Origin of the sequence: Bradyrhizobium sp., assembly GCF_019244115.1 — a bacterium.
Lineage (GTDB): Bacteria > Pseudomonadota > Alphaproteobacteria > Rhizobiales > Xanthobacteraceae > Bradyrhizobium.
The window spans coordinates 1-2,133 of record NZ_JAFATE010000144.1 but is presented as its reverse complement, the minus strand read 5'-3'; the positions used below and the strand labels follow the sequence as shown (position 1 = coordinate 2,133).

Here is a 2,133-nt window from a genome sequence, read left to right as displayed (position 1 = left end):
AATCGAATGGAAGCTCGAGAAGCTTTGTAACCTGCTCGCGAGCACCGGCCACGGCGACAACGGCGCTCGGCTCGAAATACTTCGGGACCAGATCGAGCAACAACGCGGACGTCGAATTAAGCTTCTCACTCAGCTTAAGCACACAGCAATTGCCCGCCGCAAGCGCCGTGATCGCAGGGCGAAGCAGCAATAGCAGCGGGCCGTTGAAGGGACCGATTATCAACGCCACGCCATAAGGATCGCGATAGACAACACCGCGATGCCCGGTAGCCGCCAGCGCCCGCGGCACCGGCGCCTCGACCGGCTTCATCCAGTCCTTGAGCTGGCTCTTCTGGAATGCGACCTCGCCGAGACAGGCGAACGTCTCGAAAATCTGCTCCTGACTGGCGGTCTTGAAATCCCGCGCGATCGCGCGCTGGAGCGCTGTTTCGTTCTCCGCAACGAGCCGGGCCATTCGGTCAAGCTGCTCGATCCGCCAGGCATAGCTGCGCGTCATCCCTGTCGCAAAGTGCCGCTTTTGCTGGTCGAACAGATCCTGGAACGAATTCATGGTCGGCGTTCCTCAGAAAAGGGGGATTACTCGTTCAGCTGGCCGCGTCGACCAGCGCGCGCTTGAGGCTGGCGTCCAGTTCACTGGCGACCGCAGCGACCCGCTCGTCACCGAACTGGCCGAACAGCGAGGACGGCAGGTCGTATTCGAATATTGCCTGGCCGGCGTCGTTCTCGTAGAGCACGACGCGCAGCGGCGCGTACAGCGCAGCCGGCAATTGGTGCCGTGTCATGCGCGATGCGGTCAGCGGGTTGCCGATGTCGTACTGGACGGCGTTGCGCCGCCTGTCGGCGATCTGCAACAGGCCACCGTGGTCCCGGCTGTCAAAGATCGACAGCGCGGGGAGGCGCTCCAGTGCCTTTCTGGCACGCTTGGTCTGGCCATCTCGCAGCAGCGCGAGTACTCCCGGATCGAGCTGCGGAAGCGCGCGTTCCAGCGACGCCTTCGCCACGGCAAACGGCTTCGCCGACGCGATCCGGATGTGCTCGATCTCAATCTTGCGCGGCGTGATGGAGAAATCGGTCATGGCTGGCCTATCGCTGAAGAAGTTTGGCGGGTGTCGCGGATCGCGGCCCAGACCTTTTGCGGTGTCAGGGGCATGTTAGTTCATAGTCAGGACCATGCGCAGGCGTGCCTTGCCGGCCATCATCTTCGCGTAGGCATCCGCCGCTTGTTCGAGCGGGACCGTCTCGATCATCGCGGAAACGCCGCTCAACGCGCTGAAACGGAGTGTGGTGTCACCTGTCGCCGGGTCTCCTGTCAAAGCACCTTCAAGCTTGCGGCCCCCGAAGATGAGGTCCGAGCTCGAAATCTCGATCGGCTCCGGCCCGACCCCGAGGACGATCGAGACACCGCCGGGACGCAACCCGTTGAATGTTTCGGCGACCGTCTTGCCGCCGGAAGCCGTTATCAGAATGACTTTGGCGCCGCCGAGCGCCTGCAGAGCCTCGGCGGGGTCAGTAGCCGTGTTGTCGACGTAGTGGTGGGCGCCGAGCTTCTTCGCCAGGTCCGCCTGGTCGGCGCCCCGGGCAATCGCAACGACCTCGAACCCCATGCGCCGCGCGTATTGCACGCCCAGATGACCAAGACCGCCGATGCCGACCACAGCGACAAGCTCTCCCGCCTTTGCCGGTGCGTTTCGCAGCGCGCTGAACGTCGTGAGCCCCGCACACAGCAGCGGCGCCGCATCGACCGATGACAGGGAGTCTGGGATCGACACCAGACCGCTGGCCTTGGCGATCATCATTTCGGCATAACCGCCGTCATGATGAACGCCGGTAAATTCTTGGTTCCGGCAGTTGACGAGATCGCCGTTGCGGCAGAACTCGCAGTAGCCGCAAGGGCACCGTCAACTTGGCTGCTGCCGGCTTGCAGATCGGAAGCAGGGCGGGTAGCTGGACGCGATGACGACGCCAGTTTGCCCCAGCTACGCCGGTTATCGCTTTCCCGCCGAGATCATCAGCCATGCGGTTTGGCTGTATTTCCGCTTTCCCCTCAGCCTGCGCATGGTCGAGGAGATGCTGGCCGCGCGCGGCATCATCGTCAGCCACGAGAGCGTGCGGCAATGGGCGCTCAAGTTCGGC

3 protein-coding genes and 2 pseudogenes are annotated in these 2,133 nt (G+C 63.3%); 1 reads left to right on the top strand and 4 read right to left on the bottom strand.

The window, feature by feature from the left end; all coding sequences use genetic code 11:
- The 4 genes and pseudogenes from JOZ76_RS06520 to JOZ76_RS06505 form a co-directional block, all read right to left on the bottom strand.
- Nucleotides 1-550, bottom strand: a 550-nt coding sequence (locus JOZ76_RS06520; RefSeq protein WP_291697805.1) for an aldehyde dehydrogenase family protein, incomplete at its 3' end; no start/stop codon positions are given.
- 34 nt (nucleotides 551-584) lie between these two features.
- Nucleotides 585-1,076, bottom strand: coding sequence for a DUF302 domain-containing protein (locus JOZ76_RS06515; protein WP_291697804.1), 492 nt, complete (start codon nucleotides 1,074-1,076; stop codon nucleotides 585-587).
- Between the two features lie 75 nt (nucleotides 1,077-1,151).
- Nucleotides 1,152-1,793 (bottom strand): zinc-binding dehydrogenase, encoded by a 642-nt coding sequence (locus JOZ76_RS06510; protein WP_291697806.1) that lies wholly within the window; start codon nucleotides 1,791-1,793, stop codon nucleotides 1,152-1,154.
- Nucleotides 1,767-1,877, bottom strand: a pseudogene (locus tag JOZ76_RS06505) (alcohol dehydrogenase); the annotation flags it as partial. The gene JOZ76_RS06510 and the pseudogene JOZ76_RS06505, both read right to left, overlap by 27 nt.
- Before the next feature lie 76 nt (nucleotides 1,878-1,953).
- Here JOZ76_RS06505 and JOZ76_RS06500 point away from each other — a divergent pair.
- Nucleotides 1,954-2,133: pseudogene (locus tag JOZ76_RS06500) on the top strand (IS6 family transposase); the annotation flags it as partial.

Coding starts and splice junctions, on each gene's coding strand:
- JOZ76_RS06515 (WP_291697804.1), bottom strand. CDS start 1,076: ATGACCGATTTCTCCATCACGCCGCGCAAGATTGAGATCGAGCACATC.
- JOZ76_RS06510 (WP_291697806.1), bottom strand. CDS start 1,793: ATGATCGCCAAGGCCAGCGGTCTGGTGTCGATCCCAGACTCCCTGTCA.